At 67.6% G+C, this 24,963-nt stretch carries 27 protein-coding genes; 12 read left to right on the top strand and 15 right to left on the bottom strand.

Features of this window, described 5'->3' with window-relative positions; all coding sequences use genetic code 11:
- Positions 1–142: NAD(P)-binding domain-containing protein (locus AC1DKV_RS35110; RefSeq protein WP_477139156.1), on the bottom strand; the 142-nt coding region annotated here is incomplete at its 3' end.
- A gap of 12 nt (positions 143–154) precedes the next feature.
- Complete coding sequence (locus tag AC1DKV_RS35105; RefSeq protein ID WP_441618638.1) at positions 155–1,360, bottom strand: ABC transporter substrate-binding protein; 1,206 nt, start codon at positions 1,358–1,360, stop codon at positions 155–157.
- A gap of 243 nt (positions 1,361–1,603) precedes the next feature.
- On the opposite strand from AC1DKV_RS35105, the gene AC1DKV_RS35100 reads away from it, so the two are divergent.
- The 3 genes from AC1DKV_RS35100 to AC1DKV_RS35090 are packed head-to-tail and all read left to right on the top strand — an operon-like array spanning position 1,604 to position 4,071.
- The gene (locus AC1DKV_RS35100; RefSeq protein ID WP_477139155.1) at positions 1,604–2,116 is read left to right on the top strand and encodes a DUF6622 family protein; all 513 of its coding nucleotides are present in this window, start codon (positions 1,604–1,606) and stop codon (positions 2,114–2,116) included.
- A gap of 26 nt (positions 2,117–2,142) precedes the next feature.
- A complete protein-coding gene (locus AC1DKV_RS35095; protein WP_441618642.1) occupies positions 2,143–3,231 on the top strand; it encodes a sensor histidine kinase in 1,089 nt (362 codons plus the stop codon).
- 30 nt (positions 3,232–3,261) lie between these two features.
- A complete protein-coding gene (locus AC1DKV_RS35090) occupies positions 3,262–4,071 on the top strand; it encodes a LytR/AlgR family response regulator transcription factor (protein WP_441650180.1) in 810 nt (269 codons plus the stop codon).
- A gap of 224 nt (positions 4,072–4,295) precedes the next feature.
- On the opposite strand, the gene AC1DKV_RS35085 is transcribed toward AC1DKV_RS35090, so the two are convergent.
- From AC1DKV_RS35085 to AC1DKV_RS35050, 8 genes are all read right to left on the bottom strand, one after another.
- The gene (locus AC1DKV_RS35085; RefSeq protein ID WP_477139154.1) at positions 4,296–5,162 is read right to left on the bottom strand and encodes an IclR family transcriptional regulator; all 867 of its coding nucleotides are present in this window, start codon (positions 5,160–5,162) and stop codon (positions 4,296–4,298) included.
- A gap of 147 nt (positions 5,163–5,309) precedes the next feature.
- The gene (locus tag AC1DKV_RS35080) at positions 5,310–6,950 is read right to left on the bottom strand and encodes a fatty acid--CoA ligase (RefSeq protein ID WP_477139153.1); all 1,641 of its coding nucleotides are present in this window, start codon (positions 6,948–6,950) and stop codon (positions 5,310–5,312) included.
- Positions 6,951–7,022: 72 nt separating this feature from the next.
- A complete protein-coding gene (locus tag AC1DKV_RS35075) occupies positions 7,023–7,835 on the bottom strand; it encodes an alpha/beta fold hydrolase (RefSeq protein WP_441618649.1) in 813 nt (270 codons plus the stop codon).
- A gap of 14 nt (positions 7,836–7,849) precedes the next feature.
- Entirely contained in the window at positions 7,850–8,764 is a 915-nt protein-coding gene (locus AC1DKV_RS35070) for an alpha/beta hydrolase (protein ID WP_477139152.1), read from the bottom strand.
- A gap of 63 nt (positions 8,765–8,827) precedes the next feature.
- A complete protein-coding gene (locus AC1DKV_RS35065) occupies positions 8,828–9,634 on the bottom strand; it encodes an enoyl-CoA hydratase/isomerase family protein (protein ID WP_477139151.1) in 807 nt (268 codons plus the stop codon).
- Between the two features lie 10 nt (positions 9,635–9,644).
- A complete protein-coding gene (locus tag AC1DKV_RS35060; protein ID WP_477139150.1) occupies positions 9,645–10,124 on the bottom strand; it encodes a DUF6841 family protein in 480 nt (159 codons plus the stop codon).
- A gap of 36 nt (positions 10,125–10,160) precedes the next feature.
- Positions 10,161–11,150 (bottom strand): Bug family tripartite tricarboxylate transporter substrate binding protein, encoded by a 990-nt coding sequence (locus AC1DKV_RS35055; protein ID WP_477139149.1) that lies wholly within the window; start codon positions 11,148–11,150, stop codon positions 10,161–10,163.
- A gap of 28 nt (positions 11,151–11,178) precedes the next feature.
- Complete coding sequence (locus AC1DKV_RS35050; protein WP_477139148.1) at positions 11,179–11,955, bottom strand: SDR family NAD(P)-dependent oxidoreductase; 777 nt, start codon at positions 11,953–11,955, stop codon at positions 11,179–11,181.
- Positions 11,956–12,061: 106 nt separating this feature from the next.
- Between AC1DKV_RS35050 and AC1DKV_RS35045 the strand changes: the two genes are divergently transcribed.
- Positions 12,062–12,352 carry a hypothetical protein gene (locus tag AC1DKV_RS35045; protein ID WP_441618659.1) on the top strand — a complete coding sequence of 97 codons (291 nt, stop codon included), beginning with the start codon at positions 12,062–12,064 and terminating at the stop codon, positions 12,350–12,352.
- A 183-nt stretch (positions 12,353–12,535) separates the two neighbouring features.
- Here AC1DKV_RS35045 and AC1DKV_RS35040 read toward each other — a convergent pair whose 3' ends face one another.
- From AC1DKV_RS35040 to AC1DKV_RS35020, 5 genes are all read right to left on the bottom strand, one after another.
- Entirely contained in the window at positions 12,536–13,192 is a 657-nt protein-coding gene (locus AC1DKV_RS35040; RefSeq protein ID WP_477139147.1) for a peroxiredoxin, read from the bottom strand.
- A 408-nt stretch (positions 13,193–13,600) separates the two neighbouring features.
- A complete protein-coding gene (locus AC1DKV_RS35035; RefSeq protein WP_441618663.1) occupies positions 13,601–13,951 on the bottom strand; it encodes a DUF1428 domain-containing protein in 351 nt (116 codons plus the stop codon).
- A 198-nt stretch (positions 13,952–14,149) separates the two neighbouring features.
- On the bottom strand, positions 14,150–14,710 hold the full coding sequence (locus AC1DKV_RS35030) for a hypothetical protein (protein ID WP_477139146.1): 561 nt from the start codon (positions 14,708–14,710) through the stop codon (positions 14,150–14,152).
- A 145-nt stretch (positions 14,711–14,855) separates the two neighbouring features.
- Positions 14,856–16,010 carry a methyltransferase gene (locus tag AC1DKV_RS35025; protein WP_477139145.1) on the bottom strand — a complete coding sequence of 385 codons (1,155 nt, stop codon included), beginning with the start codon at positions 16,008–16,010 and terminating at the stop codon, positions 14,856–14,858.
- 107 nt (positions 16,011–16,117) lie between these two features.
- A complete protein-coding gene (locus AC1DKV_RS35020) occupies positions 16,118–17,059 on the bottom strand; it encodes a CysB family HTH-type transcriptional regulator (RefSeq protein ID WP_477139144.1) in 942 nt (313 codons plus the stop codon).
- Between the two features lie 157 nt (positions 17,060–17,216).
- On the opposite strand from AC1DKV_RS35020, the gene AC1DKV_RS35015 reads away from it, so the two are divergent.
- From AC1DKV_RS35015 to AC1DKV_RS34980, 8 genes are all read left to right on the top strand, one after another.
- The gene (locus AC1DKV_RS35015) at positions 17,217–17,990 is read left to right on the top strand and encodes a sulfite exporter TauE/SafE family protein (RefSeq protein ID WP_441618671.1); all 774 of its coding nucleotides are present in this window, start codon (positions 17,217–17,219) and stop codon (positions 17,988–17,990) included.
- 36 nt (positions 17,991–18,026) lie between these two features.
- Positions 18,027–19,706, top strand: coding sequence for a nitrite/sulfite reductase (locus tag AC1DKV_RS35010; RefSeq protein WP_477139143.1), 1,680 nt, complete (start codon positions 18,027–18,029; stop codon positions 19,704–19,706).
- 18 nt (positions 19,707–19,724) lie between these two features.
- Entirely contained in the window at positions 19,725–20,309 is a 585-nt protein-coding gene (locus tag AC1DKV_RS35005) for a DUF934 domain-containing protein (protein ID WP_441618675.1), read from the top strand.
- Positions 20,306–21,136 (top strand): phosphoadenylyl-sulfate reductase, encoded by an 831-nt coding sequence (locus AC1DKV_RS35000; RefSeq protein WP_441618677.1) that lies wholly within the window; start codon positions 20,306–20,308, stop codon positions 21,134–21,136. The genes AC1DKV_RS35005 and AC1DKV_RS35000 overlap by 4 nt, the downstream gene beginning before the upstream one ends.
- Positions 21,137–21,149: 13 nt before the next feature.
- Complete coding sequence (gene cysD, locus AC1DKV_RS34995) at positions 21,150–22,112, top strand: sulfate adenylyltransferase subunit CysD (RefSeq protein ID WP_477139142.1); 963 nt, start codon at positions 21,150–21,152, stop codon at positions 22,110–22,112.
- Positions 22,113–22,249: 137 nt separating this feature from the next.
- Entirely contained in the window at positions 22,250–23,554 is a 1,305-nt protein-coding gene (locus tag AC1DKV_RS34990; protein ID WP_477139141.1) for a sulfate adenylyltransferase subunit 1, read from the top strand.
- 39 nt (positions 23,555–23,593) lie between these two features.
- Positions 23,594–24,352 (top strand): uroporphyrinogen-III C-methyltransferase, encoded by a 759-nt coding sequence (gene cobA / locus AC1DKV_RS34985; protein ID WP_441618683.1) that lies wholly within the window; start codon positions 23,594–23,596, stop codon positions 24,350–24,352.
- A 22-nt stretch (positions 24,353–24,374) separates the two neighbouring features.
- A complete protein-coding gene (locus AC1DKV_RS34980; RefSeq protein WP_441618685.1) occupies positions 24,375–24,761 on the top strand; it encodes a hypothetical protein in 387 nt (128 codons plus the stop codon).
- The last annotated feature ends 202 nt before the right edge of the window (positions 24,762–24,963 follow it).

Genomic DNA, 24,963 nt, shown 5'->3' with positions numbered 1-24,963 from the left:
CGGCGGCCTCGGGGCGGCGCACAAGGGCGCGCACGCCGTGGCCGGCGGCGATCAGGTGGCGCACCATCGGCGTGCCCATGGCGCCCAGGCCGATAAAGCCGAGGGTCAGGGATTCAGGGGGCCGGGAAACTGTATCGGTCATGGCAGGACATCCTTACTTGTCAGACGCGTAGGCAAACTTGCCGTTGCGGATCACGCCCATCACGCGCGAGCGCTGATCGAAGCCCTGGTGGTCCTTCTCGCTCATGTTCATCACGCCGTTGGGAATGGTCAGGTTGGTGGTGTTCTCCAGCGCATCGCGCATGGCATGGCGGAATGCCTTCGTGCCCGGCTGCGCGCCGCCCTTGCCCGCGCGGCGCACCGCATCGTCGAGCAGCATCCACGCGCCCCAGGCGTCGCCGGCGAACTGGGTGATGCTGTCGGTGCCATATCTGGCCTCGTAGCGCGTCAGGAAATCCAGCGCCACCTTCTTCACCGGATGGCTGTCCGGCAGCTGGCGCGCCACCACCACCGGCCCGGTGGGGAACAGCGTGCCTTCCACGTCCTTGCCRCCCATGCGCAGGAAATCCCAGGTGGCGATGCCGTGCGTCTGGTACACGCGGCCCTTRTAGCCGCGCTCGGCCAGCGTCTTCTGCGGCAGCACCGACGGCGTGCCCGCGCCGGCGACCAGGATCGCATCCGGATTGGCGGCCATCAGCTTGAGCACCTGCCCGGTCACCGAGGTATCGTTGCGCGAGAAGCGCTCGCTGGCCACCACCTTGATCTTGCGCAGTTCCGCCAGCCTGGAGAACTCGCGCCACCAGCTCTCGCCATAGGCGTCACTGAAGCCGATGAAGCCCACCGTCGTCACGCCGTGGTTGCTCATGTACTCGGTCAGCACCGTGGCCATGTGCGAATCGTTCTGCGGCATCTTGAAGGCCCAGCGCCGCTTCGGGTCCGACTGCGGCTCGATGATGGCGGCCGATGCCGCCAGCGCCACCATCGGCGTCTCGCCTTCGGCCACCGCGTCCAGCGCGGCGATCGCCGTGGGGGTGATATTGGGGCCTACCACCACGTCGACCTTTTCCTCGGAAATCAGCTTGCGCACGTTGCGCACGGCCGCGGCCGGGTCGGAGCCATCGTCCAGGATCACGTACTGCGCGCGCTGCCCGCCCAGCGTCTGCGGCCACATCAGCACCGTGTTCTTGGACGGGATGCCGATGGAGGCGGCCGGGCCGGTGGTGGACACGTCGATGCCCACGCGGATGTCGGCGCGGGCCGTGCCGGCCGCGAGCGCGGCGACGCCACAGGCGACGGCGGCGGCAAGGCGCAGGGTGGAGGCAGCGGAGGCAGCGGGGGCAGGGCGGCTGGGCAAGGGCATGCGTGTCTTCCTCGTTTTATGTTCTGGCTCGATGTACTACCGCGGGAAACCGTGCGTGGCTGGCCGCCATCGTATCCGGAATCGCCCATGTTGCGAAAGCTGCCCGCMACGGCTCGCGCCGCGCCGCCCGCATCTGGCGACGCGCACCCGCATTCCGTCACGGGCGGCTCCCCGCCGGCGGCGTGCCCCGGCACCATGGCGCATCCCGACGCCTTTCATGCCTTCATACACCGGAGCGCCGCCATGACAGCCAATCTMCTCCAACATACGCCCGCCTGGGTCTGGATCCTGCTGGCCGCACTCGTCGCGCTGGGCCGGGCGCAGGCCGTGCCCCGCCGCATGACCCTGTTGCGCGGCGCCGCCATGCCTGGGGCCATGGCCGTGGTCTCGCTCGTCGGGACCCTCGGCTTCTTCCCGGGGCAGCCGGGCGCGCTGGCCGCCTGGAGCGCCGGCGCCGCCGCCGCGCTGGTGCTGTGCAACATGGCCGGCGCCTGGGGCGGGATCCGCCGGGAGGATGCCGCGCGGCGGCTGTACGTGCCCGGCAGCTGGGTGCCGCTGGGGCTGATCCTGTGCATGTTCGCCATGCGCTTCGGCCTGGGCGCCGGCCACGCCATGCACGCGGCGTGGCTGGCCGATCCGCGCGCCGCGCTGGCGGCCGGCTTTGCTTCCGGCGCGGTTAGCGGTATCTTCCTCGCACGCGGCCTGGCGATGTGGCGGGCGGMCAGGCAGAYGCCAGCGGCCGGCGTCATCGGCTGAACGCTTCGATACCGGTTTCCCTCTCCATGCAAGCCACCATTCCACGCCGCCCCTTGCACTGGTTCCTGCGMGAGCTGCGCATCGGCGTGCCCGTGGCATTCGGCGCCGCGCTGTTCTTCAGCACGCTTTACCGCGAGCAGTTCGGCACCAACCTGATCTATTCCATCTGCATCACCGCGCTKATCCAGGCGCTTATCCAGGGCGGGCGCTACGGCATGCTGCGCCTGGGCGTGCAGTCGGAGCGCGCCCCGGGCGGGCGTGCCTGGCCGGACTACCGGCTGATGTTCCCGTGGGTGCTGGTGTCCGGCGTGCTGGGCTATTTCGGCGGCAGTGCCGTGGCCGGCTGGCTGACCGGCTCCTACGGCAGCCCGGCGGAGCTGGCACGCAACCCGCGCGCGCTCGCGCTCAGCACCACCGTGGTCATGGCGCTGGCCGCCGCCATCAGCTACTTCTTCTACACGCGCGGCCGCATGGCCGCCATGGCCGCGCGCGAGCAGGCCGCGCTGCGCAGCGCGGCGGAGAACCAGCTGCGGCTGCTGGAGTCACAGCTCGAGCCGCACATGCTGTTCAACACGCTGGGCAACCTGCGCGCGCTGATCGGCCAGGACCCGCAGCGCGCCCAGCACATGCTCAACCAGCTGATCGCGTTCCTGCGCGCCACGCTGGAGGCATCGCGTTCCGGTCCGCATCCGCTGTCGTCGGAGTTCGCGCGCGTGGCCGACTACCTCGGCCTGATGGAGGTCCGCATGGGCGAGCGCCTGCGCACCGAACTGGACCTGCCGCCCGAACTCGCCGGCCTGCCGGTGCCGCCGCTGCTGCTGCAGCCGCTGGTGGAGAACGCCATCAAGCACGGGCTGGAGCCCAAGCTCGCAGGTGGCGTGATCCGGCTCGCCGCGCGCCGGGATGGCAATGTGCTGGTCCTGACGGTGCGCGACACCGGCATGGGCCTGCGCGTGTCGCCGCTGGCGCCGCCGAAGGACGCCACCTGCTTCGGCACCGCGCAAGTGCGCGAGCGGCTGGCCCAGCTCTTCGGCACCCAGGCCAGCTTCACCCTGGACAAGGCCGGCGATGCCGATGGCGGCACGCTGGCCACCGTACGCATCCCGCTCTCCTGACCCGACGCTCCCGCCGCCACGTCATACCCAATGCAAGCCACCGCCCTCATCGCCGAAGACGAAATCCTGCTCGCCGCCGACCTGCGGGCCGAGCTCTCGCGCTTGTGGCCGGACCTGCGCATCCTCGCCACCGTGGGCGACGGCGCCGCCGCCGTGACGCAGGCGCTGGCGCTGCAACCGGACCTGCTTTTCCTCGATATCCGCATGCCTGGCATGTCCGGACTGGAAGCCGCGCAGGTCCTGGCCGAGGACTGGCCTGCCGGGGGCAAGCCGTTCCCGCTGGTGGTGTTCGTCACCGCGTTCGACAACTATGCGCTGCACGCCTTCGAGCAGGCCGCGGCGGACTACATCCTCAAGCCCGTGCAGCCCGAGCGGCTGGCCAAGGCATGCACGCGCCTGCAGGCCGCGCTGGCGCAGCGCGCGCAGAGCCCCGCGTCCGACGCCACGCTGGCACAGTTGCGCACGCTGCTCGGCGCGGGCTCGCCGCTGGCGCCGGCTTCCGGATCCAGCCAGCCACTCAAGGTCATCCAGGCCAGCGCGGGCAGCACCATCACCATGGTGCCCGTCGCGGAGGTGCTCTACTTCGAGGCCGACGACAAATACGTGCGCGTGGTCACCGCGGGCGGCGGCCAGCACTGGATTCGCCTGTCGCTGCGCGAGTTGCAGGCGCGGCTGGACCCGCAGGTGTTCTGGCAGGTCCACCGCGGCACCATCGTGCGCGCGGACGCCATCGCCACCGCCACGCGCGACGATGCCGGCAAGATCACGCTGACCCTGCGCGGCAGCGACGACAAGGTCGGCGTGAGCCGGCTCTATGCCGACCTGTTCAAGGGGATGTAGGCGCCTGCGCACTTGCTGGCGCGGAACCAGACGCGAAACCAGGCGCGAAACCAGGCGCGAAACCAGGCGCGGATCGCGCGTTCTTGCCGTTTCCGCGCGTCGCGCAATTCACGTTTGTGGTGCGCTCGGCGCTGCAGGCGCCGGCGAAGCCATGACGCATCGGTATGCCAGGTGCCGGGCTGATCGGCGCGGCCGCCMGGTCAGCGTCGGCGGCGGCGCGCCGCTTACCTTGCCCCKAACTGCTGCCCGAGGGTGCGCTCGATTTCGCGAACCGTCTCGATCAGCAGCKGCCTTACCTGTTCGCGCATGCGCTGCGCCGAGAACGTCTGCGCCGGACCGGCGACGCTGATCGCCATCGCGGGCAGGCCGCGTCCGGGGGTGAAGGAGGTGGCGATGCCGTGGACTTCCTTGACCCATTCGCCGAGGGAGGTGACGCAGCCGGTGGTGCGCAATTCCTCCATCGCGCTGGCGATGCCGTGCTCCACGGCAGGCCAGGCGCCTTCATCCAGTGCGCGGATGCGCTCCATGACTTCGGCGCGCTCGCCGGCGGGCAGGCTGGCGAGGTACACGCGGCCGGCGGCGGAGGTGCCGAGCGCGATGCGCGATCCCACGTCGAGGCTGAGGGTGACGATGGACGTGCTGCGGCAGCATTCCAGGTAGAGCATGGAAAGCCGGTCGCGGGTGGACATGGCCACCACGGCGCCGGTGTCGACCGCGAGGCGCTGCATGAACGGGCGCGCGACCTGGCGCACGTCCAGGTTGGAGAGCATGGCGCTGCCCAGCGCGCCGGTGGCGGTGCCGAGGCGGTACTTGCCGCTGTCCGGCACCACATGCAGGTAGCCGAGCTTGGTCAGCGTGTAGGTCAGCCGCGTGACGGTGGACTTGGGCAGGCCGCAGCGCTCGGCGATCTCGTGGTTGGCCAGGAAGGTGTCGCCGCTGCGGAAGGCGCTKAGCACTTCCAGCCCGCGTGCCAGCGCGGTCACGAAGTGGCGGTCCTGCGCGCCTTCGGGGGACGCTTCGTCCTCGCCGTCCTCACGTTCCTCCGCGGTGGARAGCTCTCGTTCAGCGGAAGTCTCGTTGCGCCTTGCCATCTTGTCCTGTTCCCATCTAGCCGAAAAATCGTGGTGTTGCGCGTGCGCGCCGCCCGGTGGTTGGTGCGCCAGGCCGGTCACCACCGTCCAGCCGCACAAAATAGCATAGATGCCGCCACGCGCCGGATGCCAGGGCTTGCCATGCCGTCATGCCAGGGCKGCGCGCATGGCCTTCTTGTCATACTTCCCCACGCTGGTTCGCGGCAGGCTGGCAACGAAGAGATATCGCTCCGGCACCGCGTACCGGGAAATCGTGCCGCTGGCCACATACGCGTGCAGATGCGCGCGAATGGCATCGGCGCTCACGCTCTCGTCCGCGGGGGACTTGAGCACGACCAGCGCCATCGGGCGTTCGCCCCATTTCTCGTCGCTCACGCCGATCACCGCCGCTTCGCTGACCGAAGGGTGCTGGCAGATGCAGTCTTCCACCGCGTAGGAGGAGATCCATTCGCCGCCGGTCTTGATGACATCCTTGAGCCGGTCGCTGATGCGCAGGTAGCCGCCGGCGTCGATCGTGCCGATGTCGCCGGTGTGCAGGTAGCCGCCGGTCCACAGCTTGCGCGATGCGTCGTCGTCGCCCAGGTAGCCGGGCGTGAGCCACGGTGCGCGCAAGACGATCTMGCCGGCGGATTCGCCGTCGTGCGGCTGGAAGGCCATCTGCKGATCGGCAAGCCTGAGATCGACCAGCGGCAGCGGCCGGCCGGCGGACAGCCGCGCCGGCAGCCACTCGGCCGGTTCGCCCGCCAGCATGGCTTCGTCGACCTGGGCGCTGGTGATGAACGGGCAGGTCTCGGACATGCCGTAGCCGCAGAAGACGTCGATGCCGCGCGCCAGCGCCGCGCCTGCGAGGCTCTTCGACAAGGCGGCGCCGCCCACGATGATCTTCCAGCCGGCCAGGTCGGATTGCGTCTTCTGCGCCTCTGCCAGCAGCATGTGAAGGATGGTCGGCACGCAGTGCGAGAAGGTCACGCCCTCGCGCTGCTGCAGTTGCAATAGCTGGTCGGCCGAGTAGCGCCCCGGGTAGACCTGCTTCACGCCCATCATGGTGGCGGCGTAGGGCATGCCCCAGGCGTGCACGTGGAACATCGGCGTGATCGGCATGTAGACGTCGCCGCGGTGGAAGCGCCCCTGCTGCGCCGGCATGGCAAACATGGCGACGACCGCCAGCGTGTGCAACACGATCTGGCGGTGCGTGTAGTAGACGCCCTTGGGCAGCCCCGTGGTGCCGCTGGTATAGAAGACGGTGGCACGCGTGTTCTCGCTGAAATCCCGGAACGCGAAGTCCGGCGCGGACGCGGCCAGCAGCGCCTCGTAGGCAGGCGCCTGCGAAGCGGCATGCCCGTCGTCGATCACGACCACATGCTCCACCGACGGGAGCTGGTCGCGCATGCCGAGCACCAGGTCGAGGAAATCATGGTGGACCAGCATCACCTTCGGCGCGGCGTGCGCCAGCGTGTAGCGCACGTGCTCGGGGCTCAGCCGTACGTTCACCGTCTGCAGCACGGCGCCCATCATGGGCACGGCAAAGAAGCATTCCAGGTAGCGATGGCTGTCCCAGTCGAGGATGGCCACTGTGTCGCCGTAGCCGACGCCCAGCGAAGCCAGGCCACTGGCAAGGCGGCCGATGCGCTCGCCCAGCGTGCGGTAGGTGTAGCGCGCGGCGTCCCGGTACACGATCTCCTGCCCGGGCGCGTACGAGAGCGGCGATAGCAGGAGCTGCCTGATCAGCAACTGGTAGTCCGGTGCGTGTGCGGTATCTGCATTGTCCGCTTGGTCCGTGGCCGGCATCGTTGGTCTCCTMGTCATGCTTTTGTCGTTGGTCTCCGGGAGCCTGCACTTGCGTGCAAGGCTGCCMGGTGGTCACTGCGGGCCGATGCGCGCAATGCGGCGTTCGATGATGCGTTCGATAAAGCGCTCGATGAAGCGGGCCAGCCGTGCCGGCTGCTCTACCTGGGGCCAGTGTCCGGCGTCGGCCACATGGTCGATCGTGGCGCTGGCGAAGCGCTTCGCCCCGTCTTCCAGCAAGGCGGCGGTGAAGAACTTGTCATCGGTCGTGATGGTCAGGACAGGGGAGCCGACAGCCGACGCATCGGCACCGGCCGGATGCCCGCCGCTCCAGGCGCGCAGCTGTTCCAGCGCGAACGCGCGGCTGGTCCTGGCGGTGGTGGCGGCGAGCACATCCAGCGCGGCGTCGTCGGGATTGATCGTCAACGCGCGCTTGCCGTCCCTGATCTGCGCCAGGTCGGTCAGGCCGGCGCGGGACTGGAATTTCTCCAGCACCGCCGGGGGAAGCGGGTAGCCGCGCAGCGGCGCGGGCGTGATGAGTACCAGGCCCGAGACACCGCCCGCCACCCCCGCCGCCGCGAGTTCGGCAACCTGGCCGCCCATGCTGTGGCCGATCACCACCACCGGTTGCCCGGCGTGGTGGCCGGACGCGGCGACACCCGCGGCCACCTGCGCCGCATAGGCTGCCAGCAGGGCCTGCGAGCTTGCCGAGGCGTCGCCGCTCGCCGCCAGCCGGACGACAAGGTGGCGCCATCCTGGCAGGTGCAGCGCCGCAAGGAGCGGCTGCCAGGTCTCGGGGCCGTCGAGGTAGCCGTGCACGAAGACCAGCAGGCCCTTGCCGGCGCCGGCTTGCGTCGCCTCCGGATGCGTCATTGCAGTGGGATCCATGGGCGCTCCGGACATCATCGTTGCGACAAGTGCTCGGCAAACCAGTCGCGCGCGGCGGTGCTGGAGTGCTCGAACTCGCCCTGGTAGGCGTCGAAGTGACCGCCCTTGATCATCTTGAGCCGCTTGGGTTCCAGCKCGCGTTCGTAGCCGGCGAGCGCGAGGTCCGTCGGCGTGATCACGTCGTTGTCGGCCACCACCATCAGCAGCGGCTTGGGCGCGATGCGGGAGATCCAGTGCCAGGGCTCGTACATCTGCGCCATGCGGGTGGAGCGGATGGTGACGTACTCGCTGTCTTCCACGCCGTCGGGCGTGTGGAATGCATCGTGGAAATCGATCATGTCCTGCGAGCGATAAGCCGCGCGCACGGACATATCGGTGCTGACCACCCGCTGCCGCATGGGCGGCTCGCCGCGCAGCTGCGCGCGGTCGTCGTCGTTGAACAGCGCCTGCTGCGCCGGCCGTATCTCGGCGGACACGCGCCGCAGGCTCTGTTCGTAGCCGCTCATCAGCGGCACCTGTGCCACGACCGTGCGGATGCGCGAATCGGTGGCGCCCAGGACGATGGCATGGCCGCCCGCGTAGCTGGTCCCCCACACGCCGATCCGCGATGTGTCGACGCCAGGCAAGGATTCCAGGTACGAGACGACGCGCCGCCAGTCCGCGATCTGTTGCCACGGATCGATATCGCCGCGCACGGCGCCGCCGCTGAGCGCGAAGTTGCGGTGGTCGTGCACGATGACGATGAATCCCGCCGCGGCGAAGCGCTCGGCGTACTGTTGCAGGCCGCGGTACTTGATGCCCGAGAAGCCGTGGGCCATCGTGATCGCGGGGAACGGGCCGGTGCCCGCGACGGGGCGGAATACCCAGGCGTGGAGATTGACGTCGTCCCCGACCGGGACATAGTGTTCTTCGGGTTGCATGGTGTGCATGGCTTGGACCGGGGGAAGGCTAGGGAAACCTAGGGAAGGCTGTGGAAGGCTGGGGRGGGCGCTCTACTGCCCGCTGAATTCGATGGCGGGGCGCGCGGCACCCGACTCGAAGGCCTGGGTGGCCGACGCCACGCCGCGCCGCACGTCGTCCGTCGTCAACAGCACCGAGACGTGTTCGATCATGGCTTCGTCCGCCGCGCGCACGCCACCGGCCGACCACGCGGCGAGGATCGCCTTGGTGACGGCGTGCGCGCGGGTGGGGCCGGCGGCCAGCTTCGCCGCGCAGTCGAAGGCGGCATCGCTCAGTTCCGCGTCCGGCACGACCCTGGCCACGATGTTCATGGCCTTGGCCTCGCCCGCGCCGATTTCCTCGGACAGGATCACCAGCCGGCTGGCCACCGCGCGGCCGGCGCGCTCGGCGATGCGCTGCACGCCGCCGGCCAGCGGCGCCACGCCCAGCGTGGCTTCGGAGAAGCGGAAGCGCGCGGATTCGGCGGCGATGATGATGTCCGTATGCAGGGCGAGTTCGAAGCCGCCACCGAACGCGCGGCCGTGCACCTGCGTCACCGTCGGGATCGAGAGCGACTCGATCATGTTCAGCACGCCGTTGGAGAAGCCAAAGCGCTCGCGCCGCTCGGCGTGGGTCTTCAGGTCGGGCMATTCGCGGAAATCGCCGCCCTGGCAGAAGTCGTCGCCGTTGCCCCGGAACAGGATGCAGCGGGCGCCTTCGCGCACGCCGCGGCGCACCGCCTGGTCGAGCTGCGTGAACAGGGGCCGCGTCAGGCGGTTCTGCGGCGCGCGGTTGAGCGTCACGATGGCGACGTTCTGCTTCAGTTCGTAGAGAACGATGTCGGATGGTTGCGATGTCATGTCGTGTTCCTTAAGCGGTTTCCCAGATGTCGTCCAGCGCGTCGCGGTCGGTCAGCAGGCTGGCGAGCGCGAGGATGCGCCACCCCTGCGCGGTGCGATGGATCTCGAAATGGACGGCACGCCGCTCGATCTCCGATTCGTCCGCGCGGCGGCGGGACCAGATCACGTCGATGGAGCCTGCGTTGCTGTTGTAGCCGACCACCTTGCGGTMGAGGATCGTCGTGTGGGTATAGTGCTGCGCCTGCAGCGGGTCCTGGTTGGCCCGCAGCAGCCTGATGACGTCGTCGCCGGTCATMAGGCAAGTGGTCATGTTGACGGAGGCCGCATGCAGCGGGTATCCCCAGTAATCGAGGATGCCGTCGACGCTGTCGGAGGGGTTCGCACCCATGCCGATCCAGGCGGGCAGGTAGATGTCGAAGAACCACTCGCTGATTTCCTGTGCCGCGGTTTGCGCGGGAACGGTCTGCGCGATGCGCTGTGCTGTCGTCATKGCTGTCTCGTGTCTGGTCATGGTCATGCGGCGGGATCAGTCGAGCGTTGCGCCGGATTGCTTCACGAGGCCCTTCCACAGCGGAAGCTCGCGCTGGTACGTGGCGGCGAAATCCGCGGGACCGAGGTAGCTGGGCGCCCATCCAAGATCCTTGATGCGCTGCTGCACATCGGGCAGGCTGAGCGCGGCCCGGACTTCGTCGGAGATACGCTGGACGACCGCCTTCGGCGTGGCCGCTGGCGCGGACAGCCCGATCCACCCCACCGCGCGGAAGATCTGGTCGTCGAAGCCGGCCTCGACCAGGGTCGGGATCTTCGGCAGCGAACCGATGCGCGTGGTGCCCGTGACGCCGATCGCCTTCACGCGGCCGGCCGAGATGAATTGCCCCGCCTGCACGGTGGTCGCGAAGGACATCGGCAAGTTGCCGCCGACCAGGTCCTGCAGCATCGGCACTTCGCCGCGATACGCCACGTGCGTCATGTCGGCGCCGACGATCTCGCTCAGATGGCTGGCCGTCAGGTGCGCCACTGTGCMGATGCCCCATGAGCCGTACGACAGCTTGCCCTTGTTCGCCGTCAGGTATTTGCGCAGCTCCGCGCCATTGCTGGCCGGCACGTTGGCATTCACCAGCAGCACGAGGGGCGAGTCCGCGACCTTGGCGACCAGGACCAGGTCCTTCTGCGAGTCGTAGGGCAGCTTCTTGAACAGGTACTGGTTGATCATCAGCTGCGAGCTCAGCGCGAGCGAGAGCGTGTAGCCATCGCCGGGCGACTTGGCGACCGCATCCACGCCGATCGTTCCCGAGCCGCCCGAGCGGTTGTCGACGATGACCGGCTGGCCAAGGCGCGGCGACATCTTCTCGGCCAGCGTGCGCGCGACGATGTCCGCGGCGCCGCCGGCGGCGAATGGCACGATGATCCGGATCGGCTTCTGCGGATAGGTCTGCGCTTGCGCGGGGCACAGCGCGCCGGCGAGCGCGAGTGCCGCCGCGCCGGCGGCGCCCCTGAGGAATTGCGTACGGTGCATGGCTTGTCTCCTTTGTTTTTTTATGGGGTCACATCCAGCTGAGCGTCTGGCCGCCGTCGACCGGGATGACGGCACCGGTGATGTAGCGGCTCGCATCCGACGCCAGCAGCAAGGTGATGCCGTCGAGGTCGTCCATCTCGCCGAAGCGCCGCATGGGAATGCGCTTGCCGATGGCTTCCTCGAAGCCGTGTTCCTGGAACTTGCCGTGCATGTCGGTGCGGAAATTGCCGGGCGCGAGCGCATTGACCCGGACCCCGCGGCTACCGAGTTCGAGCGCCATGATGTGCGTGAGGTGGACCAGCCCGGCCTTGGAGGCACCATAGCTGGCGAGCTGGCCGCTGGCGCGCAGCCCGGCCGAGGAGGTCACGTTGATGATGGAGCCGGTCTTGCGGGCGGCCATCGAGCGGGCAGCTTCCTGCGCCACGAGGAAGGCGCCCTTCAGGTTCGTATCGAAGATGCGCGCCACCTCGGCGGGGTCCTGGTCGACAAAGCGCTCGATGTAGATGATCCCGGCGTTGTTGAAGAGGATGTCGATGGGCTGTCCGAGCGCCGCCTGCGCTTCGGCCCATGCCGGCGCGATGGTCTCGGGCACGGTGACATCCAGGTTCACCGCGCAGCTTCGATGGCCCTGCCCGGCGAGCGCCTTCACGGCGTCCTGCAGCCGGTCGGCACGCCGTGCCCCCAAGGCGACGGCGGCGCCCGCCGCGGCGAGCACCTGGGCGACATGCAGCCCGATGCCGCTCGAAGCCCCGGCGACAAATGCTGCCTTCMCGCTCAGATCGAACATGACTGGTACGTTGTTCATTTCCACACCTCGATTCGAATAGTCCGGCACCAACGGTGGCGCCGTGTCTCCTGTCGCCCCGCCGGAACAGGCACGGCAGCGAGCGCTTCGCCGGAACCTGGCCTGCGTGCCAAATCCAGAGCAACTGCGGAACAATGTACTGCACAGCAGTTTTCATATCAAGAAAAAGACTGTGTTTGCGGAACAAAGTTTAAAAGCGTTTCGCTATGCAGTTCAAATTGAGTTAAGAGTGATGATAATGCCGCTTTTATGGGCAATGTCCGCCGATCCGGTGGCGGGCAGGCGGACAGGAGGGGGCGTGATCTGTTTTCTTGCGGCGCGGGCGTGGCGCGTGCCCGTCCGCACGGCGGCGGGGGCCCGGGAGACGTCAGGAGATATCCGGGCTAGTGCGGCCTGATGCGGGCTGGCGTGGGGTTGTGCGGGGGGAGTGCGCGTGGCGAGTGCGCGGGATGGTGCGGAAGGTGGTGCGGAAGGTKGTGCGGAAGGTAGGGCGGAGAGTAGCGCGGGGGCGTACGGAAACCGGCGCCATGGCGCGCGGGATGTCCCATCCCACGCGCCATGGCCGGCCAGGGGGTATGGCTTACCTGGGCTGCTCGACCACCMTCAGATAGGGCTTGAGCGTCTTGAACCCTTGCGGGTACTTCTTCTTGGCGTCTTCGTCCGACACCGAGGTGGGGATGATGACGTCCTCGCCCGGCTTCCAGTTCACCGGCGTGGCCACCGTGTGCTTGGCGTTGAGCTGGACCGAATCCAGCAGCCGCATGACCTCGTCGAAGTTGCGCCCGGAGCTCATCGGGTAGATCAGCATCGCCTTGACCTTCTTGTCCGGGCCGATGATGAAGACCGAGCGCACGGTGGCATTGTCCACCGCGGTGCGCGGCGCGGCGCCGCTGGCATTCGGGTGGATCATGTCGTACAGCTTGGCCACGTTGAGGTCGGCGTCGCCGATGACGGGATAGTTGAGCGCGTGCCCCTGGGTTTCTTCGATGTCCTTGGCCCAGGCGTGGTGATCGCTGACAGGATCCACGCTCAGGCCGACGACCTTGGTGTTGCGCTTGTCGAACTCGGGTTTCAGCTTTGCGAGGTAGCCCAGTTCGGTGGTGCAGACAGGGGTGAAGTCCTTCGGGTGGGAGAAGAGGATGGCCCAACCGTCACCAATCCACTCGTGAAAAGTGAGTTTCCCTTCGGTGGTGTCCGCGGTGAAATCGGGCGCCACGTCACCAATGCGAATCGACATGCTGAGCCTCCGTATCTTTGGGTTTGGGGAATCCGCMAGGCCGTCATGGCCAGGTGAGCGCAGTGCAGATGAAATTCATGGCGGAACCTGCACGGGAAATATATGCGTTCCGGAGCGATCCACAAAGGGTTCGCTGTGGCCCATGCGATATTGGCCGGTCTGGCTGGGGGCGCGCGGGGCGGGGGCGCGCGGCCTTGCCGCATGCCGTTGTTTCAAGATTGGAACAGCAAGGGGGGAGGGCCTGCGGGCTGGCATGGGTCGCGGCCGGTGCGTGAGCGGATGTGATGGGGGCTTTGCAATCGCCGGCGCGGTGGCGCCGGCTTTCCTGTCGGGCGCGTGGCGAGCGCGTCGCGCCTGCGGCGCCGGTCGCAGGCGAGGCCGCCTGCCGGCGGCATCGGCTTCCCTGCCTCAGGCGTCCACCAGCACCTCGAAGCCGCCAAAGATCATCCGCTTGCCATCGAACGGCATCTCGCCCTGCATCTTCAGGCGCGGGTCTTCCATGGCGGCTTTCATGCCGGCGTCGCGGGTCTTGCGGTCGGGCCACGTGATCCAGGAGAAGACGACGGCTTCGTCGTCCTTGCGCTGGACGGCCATGCTGAACGAAGTGACCTTCCCTTCGGGCACGTCGTCGCCCCAGCATTCGACCAGGGACAGCGCGCCGTTTTCCTTGAAGACCACGCCGGCCGCCTGGGCCATCTTCTTGTAGGTCTCGCGGTTGGCGATGGGGACGGGAACGACAAATCCATCGATGTATGCCATGTCTGATCTCCTTTGGTCGTCGAAAAGGGGGGCGGGCGCGTTGCGCGCCGCTACCAGGACGACGATTCAGTCTGGCCGGGATCGACGGCGGTCGCGGGATTTTTTTTGGGCGCGCGGCCTCGGGTGGCGCGAACGGCATGTTGCGTTTTCCAGGCTTGCGCTCATGGGCCGTGACAGGCACGCCACTGCGCGAGCCGCTTAGCCAAGCGGCAGCAGGTCGCGGAACGAATTCTCGATATGCGTGACCAGGGAAKGGCTGGCCATGCCGCCCAGCACCTGCCGGAAGTCTTCGAATGCCTGCTCGACGGCGGCGCGATCCGTGGCTTCGACAAGCCGGGTGCGGATGGGATGGTCCATGGTGCCGAAGCTGCGCGCCATGACGTCCATCAGGTACATCCGCGCCGCCGCAAGCGAGCGCTTTGCGCCGGCTTCGGCGGGAGGCGCGGCGGGCGATGGCGCGGGCTCTTGCATTGGCGCTTGTACCGGCGCTTGCTCTGGCGCTTGCTCTGGCGCCGGCGCCCCTCGTGCCGCGCCGGCGACCGCGGCCGCGACCTGGATCAGGCCGCCTTCGAGCAGTTGCGTGACGGCGCTGGCTTCGAGCCCGAGCTGCGCGGCCCGGCTGACCATGTCGGCCATGCTGGTGCGGCCATCGACCATGATCAGCAGCGCGCGGCTGCGCCGGTCGAGCGGCCCGCTTCGTTGTMCGATCGCTTCGCGACCTGCCTGCGTTTTTTCCAGCAGCCCAACCAGACCTTGCATGGCTCGTCCTCCCCGGGGTCGGGCCGAGCCTAGTGCGGCCAGGTTACAGCAGCATGACAGCACGGCGGCATGCGCCGCGTGCCTCGCCGCCGGCCGGCCGCACGAGGGAGCGTGACTTCCGGGGGCGTGGCAGGTCAGCCGGCGCTCAGCGCGTGCCCAGGCGCCACAAGGAGGTCACCTCGGCCGCGCGTGCCGTATGCAGCGCATCTGCCTGGTCGGTGGTCTTCGGGTGGCGCGGCTTGACTTCCAGGCGGCCCAGCATCTTCAGCCCGGCCTCATCGATCCAGCCCAGCAGCGTTTCGCGCGTGCGCAGGCCCAGGTGCTCGGCCAGGTCGGAAAGCAGCAGCCAGCCTTCGCCGCCGGGTTCGAGGTGGTCGGCCAGGCCGGCCAGGAAGCCCTTGAGCATCTGGCTGTCCGGGTCGTACACGGCATGTTCGATCGGCGAGTTGGCGCGCGCCGGGACCCAGGGCGGGTTGCAGACCACCAGCGGGGCGCGCCCTTCGGGGAAGAGGTCGGCCTTGACGATCTCCACCTGGCGGTCCAGGCGCAGGCGCTGGATGTTCTCGCTGGCGCAGGCCAGGGCGCGCGGGTCCTGGTCGGTGGCAATCACGCGCTTGACGCCGCGCTGGGCCAGCAGGGCGGCCAGCACGCCGGTGCCGGTGCCGATGTCGAAGGCGAGTTCGGTGGCCTTGGCCKGGAGCTGGGCCTTGGCGACCAGGTCGATGTACTCGCCGCGCACCGGGGAGAACACGCCGTAGTAGGGGTAGATGCGCTCGCCCAGGGCGGGGATCTCTACGCCCTTCTTGCGCCATTCGTGCGCGCCGATCAGGCCGAGCAGTTCGCGCATGGTGGCCACGTAGGGGGCATCGACCTCGCCGTGGGCTTCGCGGCAGGCCTCGGTCACGTCGGGTGCGCGGCGCAGGGGCACGCTGTGGTCGGCCTCGAAGGGCAGCAGCAGCATGCCGAGCGTGCGGGCGCGCTGCGACTGGGCCTGGCGGTGCAGGTGGAAGGCCTCGGTGGGGGTGGGCTTGGCCTGGGCTTTGGCGTTCCGGTGCGCCTTCTTGGGCTTGTCGGCGCGGCGGGCCAGGGCTTGCAGCAACTGGCGCGCGTTCTKGAAGTCGCCGCGCCAGAGCAGGCCGGTGCCCTCGCAGGCCAGGCGGTAGGCGKTGTCGGCGGAGGTGGTGTCGTCGGCGATGACCACGCGCTTGGGCGGGGGCATATTGGATTCGGAGCGCCAGTTGGCACTGCGTTCTTCGCCGTCTTCGGTCCAGTGGATCTTGCTTTGTTCTTGGTTCGTCATATTGGTTTCAGGCCAGTTCAGTGGGCCGGCTCCGCATGGCGGGCGGGCAGGGCGCGCCAGGCCGGGGCGCGCCGTCGGCATCGGACAKGCCGATGCCTTGTAAAAAATCAGAGTTCGTAGGCTTCGTGGTCGCCGGACATGGCCTGTTCCACCAGCTTGCGGTTCAGCGTGGGGGAGAACAGTTCAATAAAGGTATACACAAAGCTGCGCAGGTAGGCACCCTGCTTGACTGCCAGATGCGTCACATTGGTGCCGAACAGATGGCCGGCGGGGATGCCGCGCAGGTTGCGGTCGCGCTCGGCATCGTAGGCCAGCCCGGCCACGATGCCCACGCCCAGGCCGATCTCGACATAGGTCTTGATGACGTCGGCGTCGATGGCTTCGAGCACGATGTCCGGCTGCAGGTGGCGCAGCTCGAAGGCCTTGTTGATCTTGGGGCGGCCGGCGAAGTTGAGGTCGTAGGTGATGATGGGGTAGGCCATCAGGTCTTCCAGCGCCAGGTGCTTCTTTTCCAGCAACGGATGGTCAGGTGGCGTCACCACCACATGTTGCCATTGGTGACCGGGCAGCGAGACCAGGTTCTTGTCCTCGGAGATCCCCTCGGTGGCGATGCCGATGTCGGCCTGGTCGTGCAGCACCATGTCGGCAATCTGGCTGGGATTGCCCTGTTGTATGGAAAKGCGCACTTTCGGGTAGCGCTTGGTAAACTCGGCGATCACCCGCGGCAGGGCGTAGCGCGCCTGGGTATGGGTGGTGGCGATGGTGAAGTTGCCCTGGTCCTGCGCGGCGTAGTCCTTGCCCACCCGCTTGAGGCTCTCCACCTCCTGCAGGATCTTCTCCACTGACTCCAGGATGCGGCGGCCGGGCTCCGTCAGGCTGCGGATGCGCTTGCCGTGGCGGGTAAAGATATCCACCCCGAGTTCTTCCTCGAGCTCGATGATGGCCTTGGAAACACCTGGTTGTGATGTGTAGAGCGCTTTTGCGGCTTCGGTCAGGTTGTAGTTCTGACGTACTGCCTCACGCACAAAGCGGAACTGGTGCAGATTCATATAACTGGGTTCGTATAAACAAACAACTTCTTATTAGTTTGAGATATGAGGCCAGTTTATTACGATTCTCGAACTTTGTTAATGAACGGTCGGATTCTCCGCGCGTGGGCCTGCTTCCTGGCTCCCCCCGGAATACCGGCCGGCACGTGAGTCCTCCATGTCCCTTGCCTATACCGTTTCCGGTCTGCTAGTAGGCGTCCTCGTCGGTCTGACGGGCGTGGGCGGGGGCTCGCTCATGACGCCGCTGCTGACGCTGCTGTTCGGCTTCTCGCCGGCCACGGCGGTCGGTACCGACCTGGCCTTCGCCGCCATCACCAAGGGGTTCGGCACGCTGGCGCATCGCGCCCACGGCCACGTGCAGTGGCAGGTGGTGCGCCGCCTGTGCATCGGCAGCCTGCCGGCCGCGGTGGCGGCCATCCTGGTGCTCAAGAGCGCCGGCGAACTCGACGCGCAGTGGCTGCACGCGATCCGCCTGACGATCGGCGTGTCGGTGATCCTGACGGTGCTGTCGCTGCTGTTCCGCAAGCAGATGCTGGGCTGGCTGGCCCGCAACCCGCGCTTCCAGCTCGAAGGCCGCGCCCAGGCCATCGCCACCGTGCTGGTGGGCGCCGTGATCGGCGTGCTGGTGACGGTGTCCTCGATCGGCGCCGGCGCCGTGGGCGCCACGCTGATCCTGCTGCTCTACCCMAAGATGAAGCCGGCCGAAGTGGCGGGCACCGATATCGCCTACGCCGTGCCGCTGACGGCGCTGGCCGGGCTGGGCCATGTGTGGCTCGGCACCGTGAACTGGACCCTCTTGCTGTCGCTGCTGGTGGGCTCGATCCCCGGCATCTGGCTGGGCGCGCAATTGTCGCGGGCGCTGCCCGAACGGCTGGTGCGCGCCGCGCTGGCAACCACGCTGACGCTGGTCGCCATCAAGCTCGTCTCCTGAATTCAACGCATACCGAATACTGAACGGACCCACACCATGTATCAGTACGACCAATACGACCAGCGCATCGTCAACGAACGCGTCGCCCAGTTCCGTGACCAGGTGCGCCGCCGCCTGTCCGACGAACTGACCGAGGAAGAATTCCTGCCGCTGCGCCTGCAGAACGGCCTGTACATGCAGCGCCATGCCTACATGCTGCGCGTGGCGATTCCGTACGGCCTGCTGTCGAGCAAGCAGATGCGCATGCTGGGCCATATCGCGCGGACCTATGACCGCGGCTACGGCCACTTCTCCACCCGCCAGAACATCCAGTACAACTGGATGGAGCTCGAGCGCGTGCCCGACGTGCTGGCCGACCTGGCCAGCGTGGAAATGCACGGCATCCAGACTTCCGGCAACTGCGTGCGCAATATCACCACCGACCACTTCGCCGGCGTGGCGCCGGACGAATCGGTGGACCCGCGCGTGCTGGCCGAGCTGCTGCGCCAGTGGAGCACGTTCCAGCCGGAATTCGCCTTCCTGCCGCGCAAGTTCAAGATCGCCATCTCGGCTTCGGCCGACGACCGCGCCGTGGTGCAGATGCACGATATCGGCATCTACGCCTACCGCAATGCCGAAGGACAGACGCGCCTGCGCATCCTGGCCGGCGGCGGCCTGGGCCGCACCCCGATCCTGGGTTCGGTGATCAAGGAAGACCTGCCCTGGCAGCACCTGCTGTCGTACGTGGAATCGGCCATTCGCGTGTACAACCGCTATGGCCGCCGCGACAACAAGTACAAGGCGCGCATCAAGATCCTGGTGAAGGCCATCGGCGCGGAGAAGTTCGCGCAGGAAGTCGAGGAAGAATGGCAGCACAGCAAGGATGGTCCCGCCACCATCACGCAGGCCKAGTTCGACCGCGTGGCGCAGTACTTCGCGCCGCCCGCCTATGACAAGCTGGCCGACACCGATGCTTCGTACGAGAAGCAMCTGCTGGAAGACAAGGCCTTCGCCCGCTGGGTGAGCCGCAGCGTGCATGCGCACAAGGTGCCGGGCTACGCCGCGGTGACCCTGTCGACCAAGCCGGGCCCGGTGTCCCCCCCGGGAGACGCCACCGATGCGCAGATCGACCTGGTGGCCGATCTGGCCGACMGTTACGGCTACGGCGAACTGCGCGTGGCGCACGAGCAGAACCTGGTGCTGCCGGACGTGCGCAAGCGCGACCTGTTCGCGCTCTGGCAGGAAGCCAGGAAGGCTGGCCTGGCCACCGCCAACATCGGCCTGCTGACCGACATCATCGCCTGCCCGGGCGGGGATTTCTGCTCGCTGGCCAACGCCAAGTCGATCCCCATCGCGCTGGCCATCCAGGAGCKCTTCGACGACCTGGACTACGTGCACGACCTGGGCGAAGTCACGCTGAACATCTCGGGCTGCATCAACGCCTGCGGCCACCACCACGTTGGCAATATCGGCGTGCTCGGCGTGGATAAGGACGGCGAGGAGTGGTACCAGGTGACCCTCGGCGGCGCGCAAGGCAACAAGAGCGCCATCGGCAAGGTGATCGGCCCGTCGTTCAAGGCCGAGGAAATGCCCGACGTGGTGTCGCGCATCATCGACACCTTCGTGGCCAACCGCCATGAGGACGAACGCTTTATCGACGTGCTGGGCCGCATCGGCATCGCACCGTTCAAGGAACGGGTGTACGCCGACAAGCAGCGCGAACGCGCCGAAGCCTGAGCACCGGAGAAACAAGACATGGCAAAGATCATTCAACTGCAACGCGGCGAGCAAGGCGCCAACCCCACGCCGGTCATCATCGACGATGCCTGGACCGTGCTGCGCGGCGCCGAGGGCCAGCCCGTGACCGACGAGCAGGTCGCTGCCGCCGCCCAGGGCAAGGACGCGGTGCTGTTCCCGCTGACCGCCTGGCTGGCGCACAAGGACGGCGTGCTGGCCGGCCGCGCGGCCGGCATCACCGGCGTCTGGCTGGCGCCCGAAGACGAGCCGGCCGATGCGCAGGCAGCCTTCGACAACGTGTCCGTGGTGGCGGTGGACTTCCCCGTGTTCCGCGATGGCCGTGGCTTCTCCACCGCCTACCTGCTGCGCACGCGCTACCACTGGGCCGGCCAGCTGCGCGCCATCGGCGACGTGCTGCGMGACCAGCTCAACTTCATGAAGCGCTGCGGCTTCGATACCTTCGCCGTGCGCGCCGACAAGAACATCGAGGACGCCATCAAGGGCTTCACGGAATTCACCGTGGCGTACCAGGCATCGGTGGACGAGCCGCTGCCGCTGTTCCGTCGCAACCGTGCCGAAGCGCTGGGCAGGGAAACGGCATGAGCGAGATCTCCATTGCCAGCGTGCCGGTGACCGTGCTGTCGCCGCTCGCCGCCGCGCCCGACGCGCCGGTCTCCGGACTGCGCCCGCCGGCGCTGTGGACGGCGCCGGAATACACCGGCAGCGTGGCCGATCTCGAGGCCAAGGAACGCGAGCTGGGCCTGCGCCTGGCCGGCATTGCCGGGCGTTTCTTCCGCGCGCGCTTTGCCTCCAGCCTGGCTGCCGAGGACATGGTGGTGACCGACGCGATCCTGCGCGGCTCCGAAGCCGTGCGCGCCGGCATCCGCGTGTTCACGCTGCAGACCGGCCGCCTGCACGCCGAGACGCTGGCGGTGCTGGATGCGGTCAAGGCGCACTATGGCTACGACATCGAACAGTTCACGCCGGACCCCGAGGCCATTGCGAACTACCTGAAGAACCACGGGCTGAACGCTTTCTACGACAGCGTGGACCTGCGCAAGAGCTGCTGCGGCATCCGCAAGGTGGAGCCGCTGAACCGAGCGCTGTCCCATGCCGATGCCTGGCTCACGGGCCAGCGCCGCGAACAGGCGGCGACGCGCTCGGAGCTGCCCTTCGAGGAAACCGACGAAGCACGCGGCATCCCCAAGTTCAACCCGCTGGCCGACTGGTCCGAAGCCGAGGTGTGGGCTTACCTGAAGCGCCACGACGTGCCGGTCAACGCGCTGCATGCCAAGGGCTACCCCAGCATCGGCTGCGAGCCTTGTACGCGTGCGGTGCGCGCTGGCGAGGACGTGCGTGCGGGACGGTGGTGGTGGGAGAGCAAGGACTCGAAAGAGTGCGGGCTTCACGAACAGAACATCAAGCATTGAGGCCAAGAACGACATGGGCATCATGAACGAACTGAAGGGCGCGCCGGACGTGGCCCACCTGCTGCAAGTGCAGAACGACCACCTCGACAAGCTCGAGGCGGAATCCATCTACATCATCCGCGAGGTGGTGGCCGAGTGCCGCAACCCGGCCCTGCTGTTCTCGGGCGGCAAGGACTCCATCGTCATGCTGCACCTGGCGCTCAAGGCCTTCCGCCTGGGCGACCGCAAGACCGAGCTGCCGTTCCCGCTGGTGCATATCGACACCGGCCACAACTACCCGGAAGTCATCAGCTTCCGCGACCAGCGCGTGGCCGAGCTCGGCGCGCGCCTGGTGGTGGGCCATGTGGAAGACTCCATCAAGCGCGGCACGGTGCGCCTGCGCAAGGAAACCGACTCGCGCAACGCGGCCCAGGCCGTGACGCTGCTGGAAACCATCGAGGCGCACAAGTATGACGCGCTGATGGGCGGCGCCCGCCGCGACGAAGAGAAGGCGCGCGCCAAGGAACGCATCTTCTCGTTCCGCGACGAGTTCGGCCAGTGGGACCCGAAGGCCCAGCGCCCCGAACTGTGGAGCCTGTACAACGCCCGCATGGCGGCCGGCGAACAGATGCGCGTGTTCCCCATCTCCAACTGGACCGAGCTGGACGTGTGGCAGTACATCGCCCGCGAAGAGCTGGCGCTRCCGCCGATCTACTACGCGCACGAGCGCGAAGTGGTGCGCAAGAACGGCCTGCTGGTGCCGGTCACGCCGATCACCCCGAAGCAGGCTGGCGACGTGAGCGARGTGCTCTCCGTGCGCTTCCGCACCGTCGGCGACATCAGCTGCACCTGCCCGGTGGCCAGCGTGGCGGCCTCGCCGATSGAGATCATTGCCGAGACSGCGGTGACCGAGATCACCGAGCGCGGCGCCACCCGSATGGACGACCAGACSAGCGARGCSTCGATGGAGCGCCGCAAGAAGGAAGGCTACTTCTGACACCGGACGCCTATGCGGGCACATCGCGTCGTAGCGCGGGTGCTCGTGTACCGATGTACACGTCGCCCCCGCGCGCCAAGCGCTGCCTCCCGCATCTGCGCCGGAGCGAGCGCCCCGGGGGAACAAAGGATCTGATTATGAGCACCCAAGCATCACACCAAGGCCTGCTGCGCTTCATCACCGCCGGTTCGGTCGACGATGGCAAGAGCACGCTGATCGGCCGCCTGCTGTACGACAGCAAGGCGGTATTGTCGGACCAGCTGACCGCGCTGACCCGCGCCAAGAACAAGCGCACCGCTGGCGAGCAGATCGATTTCTCGCTGCTGACCGACGGCCTCGAGGCCGAGCGTGAGCAGGGCATCACCATCGACGTGGCGTACCGCTACTTCTCCACCGCGCGCCGCAAGTTCATCATCGCGGATACGCCGGGGCACGAGCAGTACACCCGCAACATGGTGACCGGCGCGTCCACCGCGCATGCCGCCATCGTGCTGGTCGACGCCACCCGCGTGACCGTGAACGACGGCCGCGCCGAGCTGCTGGCCCAGACCAAGCGCCATTCGGCCATCCTCAAGCTGCTGGAGATCCAGCACGTGATCGTGGCCATCAACAAGATKGACCTGGTCGAGTTCAGCGAGCAGCGTTTCGACGAGATCCGCAACGCCTACACCGAGCTGGCTGGCCAGCTGGGCCTGAAGGACGTGCGCTACGTGCCGGTGTCGGCCCTGCGCGGCGACAATATCGTGCACGCCAGCCAGGCCATGCCGTGGTACGCGGGCGAGCCGCTGCTGCCGCTGCTCGAAGCGCTGCCGGTGGAAGAACCCGCGCCCGAAGGCGACGCCGCGCTGCGTTTCCCGGTGCAACTGGTGATCCGCCAGGATGGCGCCCAGGCCGACGATTTCCGCGGCTACGCGGGCCGTGTCGAGGCCGGCACCGTGCGCGTGGGCCAGAAGCTGCGTGTGCTGCCGGTCAACCGCGAAGCGGTGGTGGCCGAGGTGCTGACGCCCAATGGCGTGGCCGAATCGGCCAGTGTGGGCGAGACCGTCACGGTGCGCCTGACCGAAGACGTGGATGTATCACGCGGTGATATGTTCGTCGCCGCCACCGCGGACAGCGTATCGGCCAAGAAGCTGACCGCCGACCTGTGCTGGTTCGACGACGAATCGCTCAATCCGGCGCGCAAGTACGTGCTCAAGCACACCACGGCCAGCGTGTTCGCGCGCGTGTCGTCGGTGGACCGCGTGCTGGACGTGCACACGCTGTCGCACGAGACCGGCCGCCACGACATTCGCCTCAACGATATCGGCTCCGTGCAGCTCTCGCTGCAGAAGCCCATCGTCTGCGATGTCTACGGCGACAACCCAGCCACCGGCGCCTTCGTGCTGATCGACGAGGCGACCAACCACACCGTCGCCGCTGGCATGATCCGTGCATTCGCCTGAGGCGTATGCAACAAGCGAGCGAAGGCTAAGGAGCAAGGCATGGGCAAGGTCTACCTGATCGGCGCGGGTCCCGGCGCTGCGGACCTCATAACGGTGCGCGGTGCACGACTTTTGGGCGAAGCCCAGGTGGTGCTGCACGATGCGCTGGTGTCGCCCGAGATGCTGGCGTGGTGCCCGCAGGCCCAGCTTGTCGAAGTGGGCAAGCGCTGCGGCCAGCGTTCCACCGCGCAGTTGTTCATCAACCGCCAGATCGTCGACATGGCCGGCAAGCATGAGCGCGTGGTGCGCCTCAAGGGCGGCGACCCCATGCTGTTCGGCCGTGCCGACGAGGAACTGCAGGCGCTCGAAGCCGCCGGCATCGAGTACGAGATCGTGCCCGGCATCACCGCCGCGCTGGCGGCGGCCTCCGCCATCCGCAAGCCGCTGACCAAGCGTGGCGTGGCGCGCAGCGTCGCCTTCGCCACCCAGAGCAAGGCCGCCGATACGATCGACGTGGAAGCCGATGTGAAGGCCGATACGCTCGTGTATTACATGGGGCGCGACCAGGCGGCATCGATTGCCGCCCAATTGATCGCCCACGGCAAGCCGGCTTCGACGCCTGCCTGGGTGGTCGAGGCCGCAACGTCCGCACGCCAGCGTAGCCGTGAATTCACCCTGCGCCAGATGGCGGCGGGCGAAGCGGCGGCCTGGATCGACCCGGCACAGCCTAGTCTGTTGATGATCGGGGAAGCGCTGGGAGCGCGGCGGACCGAAGGATTGCCGGCTGAGGCTGTTGAAGGGATGACGCGGGCGGCATGAGGGGGATGGGTTATGTTTGAGTGTGAATCAACTTCAAAAGCTTGAATTTAACGTCAAAGTCGGCTTCGACGACAAAGTCAAAGTCAAAGTCAAAGACAGAGTCAACATCAAAGTCAAAGGCTTTCGCGCCCCCGGCGCGACCTACTTTCTTTTGTCCGAAAAGAAAGTAGGCCAAGAAAGCGGACTCCTGGCCGGAGGGGCAGAAGAATCCAGGGGTGACGGGATTTGCGGATTCGTGGTGGGCGTGTCGGTTCTGCTGGGATCTGCCGGTACCGGCGCTGACGGCCACTACACCGCGAAAGGTGCTGGATTCGTGGTGATGCCCCTGATCGCTGGCGCTCTGCCAGTTCGGGCATCTGCCGTTACCGGCTCGGGCGGCCACGGCATGGCACCGGCACTGGTTTCGTAGTGGGCGTGGTGGATCCGGCGCCGGTGCATTGGGTTTCGGTGTTGGGCGGCCACGATATGGCACCCTCGGTGCCTAATAGCGCCAGCTTCAGAAGTGAGCCGGCACATTTGCGTACCGGTCCACMGCGCCCACCACGAAAACACGAGGGTGCCATGTCGGGGCCGCCCGAGCCGGTAGCGGCAGCAGCTTGAATGGCCTGGGC

The sequence above is a fragment of the Cupriavidus sp. 05T41 genome (assembly GCF_056396525.1).
The sequence above is the reverse complement of the archived record's forward strand: the minus strand, read 5'-3'. Positions and strand labels throughout refer to the sequence as shown.

Bases quoted from the DNA above. Each gene is read 5' to 3' on its own strand.
- AC1DKV_RS35035 (WP_441618663.1), bottom strand. From the start codon at position 13,951: ATGGCATACATCGATGGATTTGTCGTTCCCGTCCCCATCGCCAACCGC.
- AC1DKV_RS35075 (WP_441618649.1), bottom strand. From the start codon at position 7,835: ATGGATCCCACTGCAATGACGCATCCGGAGGCGACGCAAGCCGGCGCC.
- AC1DKV_RS35000 (WP_441618677.1), top strand. From the start codon at position 20,306: ATGAGCGAGATCTCCATTGCCAGCGTGCCGGTGACCGTGCTGTCGCCG.
- cobA (WP_441618683.1), top strand. From the start codon at position 23,594: ATGGGCAAGGTCTACCTGATCGGCGCGGGTCCCGGCGCTGCGGACCTC.
- AC1DKV_RS35090 (WP_441650180.1), top strand. From the start codon at position 3,262: ATGCAAGCCACCGCCCTCATCGCCGAAGACGAAATCCTGCTCGCCGCC.